Genomic DNA, 1,643 nt, shown 5'->3' with positions numbered 1-1,643 from the left:
AGAAACTCATCGAAGCTGTCCGACGCCTGAGCAAGCGACAGCACCGGACTGGTGAACGCATCGCCGGTACGCTGCCAGTCCTGCAATCCTTCCGTCACCAGCAGGTCAGTCGCGTCGGGCTGGCTTCGGTTCAGCGCCACCTGCTCGCGATTGAGCGCCACCGGTGCGACAGCCTCAGCGCGGGTCACCGGCGTCAGCAATACTGGCCTTTCTCCGGCTCAGACAACCCGAACTTGTCCCGCACTTCCGACATCTGCACTTCAAGCCCCCGGTCAATCAACGGCGTCAGCGCCTCGACCAGCGCCTTCAGATCTTCCGGCTCGCTGAGGCGCAGCACCACACCGGGATAGGCGGTCTGCGGTCCGTAATTCATGATGACGAACGGACGCACAAGGAATTCATTGAGGGTGTTCTGAAGCTGGCGGGCATCCCAGCGGGCAACGTCCATACGCACCCGGTCATGCACATCGGCCTGTGCGCGGGAACTGCCGTCATCGGTGGTCATGGTCTGACCGAGAACGGCCTTGCTGATTTGCTCATCACACCAGACGGCCATCTCCTTAAACAACGCGCCGCCGTTGTTGCGGCTGGCCGTCTCCTTCATATCAAGCAGCATGCTGTCAGGGATGGCGCAACCGGCATCCGATGCCAGCGAGGCAATGGCATCCAGCAGCGTCTGGATCTGTTCGGGGCTGGCGTTGGGACCGTACTTACCGACCACCACCGGAATACCGAATTTCTCGGCGAACGCCCACCAGTCACGGATGGTGAACGATTTCAGCATGTACATCACGGCCACGAGGCGGGCCAGACCGTTACGGACAGGAAGACCTGATTTCAGGCGGGGCTGGTGAACAACATATTTACCCGGTGTCAGCGGCTCGCCGTCGATGGGATTTTTGTCCGTCAGCAACTGGAAACTACGCAACGTCTCCCGGTCGGTTTTCAGGAAGCGGGGATCAACCCATTCATAATCGCGGGGTTGCCAGAACTGGCTGCTGGTATCCCAGAGGATTTCACACACGCCGACGCCTTTACCCAGACCATCGAGCAAATCAAACAGCAGTTCCGGTATCTGCGGCTGACTGATAACCAGACGCACTGCATCAGCAATCTCCACGTCGCGGGCGTCATCGCTGGCGGCTTCAACGGTCGGCTCTATCCCGGCCACCGTCAGCTTGCGGGTACGCAGAACGCTGGCGTAGTGAAGGTCACGCTCTTCCAGTTCTTCGGCCATGATAAAGAAATCACGGGTATTGCCGTTCGCGGCTTCGCGCAATATCCCGGCAAGCCTGCCCGGTGACAGGGTGCTGGCAACGCTGATGCCGGGAGAGGGTGTGCGCACGCTGATGGTACGGGCGCGGGCCTGCGGCTGTGCGAGTTCTTCCTGGCGGACCGTCACTGTCTCACCACTGGATGCGCTGAAGAGCCGACGAACGGCACCGGTTAACTGTTTAAACATCAGAGTAATCCCCGCTGGTTTTTAAGACCCCGCGTAATACGCAACTGACGGTGACCGTCAGCCTCGTCAGGCCGGGCGTTACGTTTGTTATCACGGTTGGGTTTGTACAGCCGGTGCAGCTCGTAGCGGCGACACTCTTCACGGCTGGCGAGAAAGCCCAGAAGACAGCAATCGCGGCATC

Annotated in this window: 2 protein-coding genes and 1 pseudogene; all 3 read right to left on the bottom strand. The window is 60.0% G+C overall.

Annotation, left to right across the window (positions count from 1 at the left end):
* Positions 1-200, bottom strand: a pseudogene (locus tag GTGU_RS26765) (DUF935 domain-containing protein); the annotation flags it as partial.
* On the bottom strand, positions 194-1,462 hold the full coding sequence (locus GTGU_RS23105; RefSeq protein WP_245609642.1) for a DUF935 domain-containing protein: 1,269 nt from the start codon (positions 1,460-1,462) through the stop codon (positions 194-196). The pseudogene GTGU_RS26765 and the gene GTGU_RS23105, both read right to left, overlap by 7 nt.
* Positions 1,462-1,643, bottom strand: a 182-nt coding sequence (locus GTGU_RS23100) for a hypothetical protein (protein WP_038163341.1), incomplete at its 5' end; no start/stop codon positions are given. The genes GTGU_RS23100 and GTGU_RS23105, both read right to left, overlap by 1 nt.

Source organism: Trabulsiella guamensis ATCC 49490, from assembly GCF_000734965.1.
In the GTDB taxonomy this organism is placed as follows: Bacteria; Pseudomonadota; Gammaproteobacteria; order Enterobacterales; family Enterobacteriaceae; genus Trabulsiella; species Trabulsiella guamensis.
The sequence above is the reverse complement of the archived record's forward strand: the minus strand, read 5'-3'. Positions and strand labels throughout refer to the sequence as shown.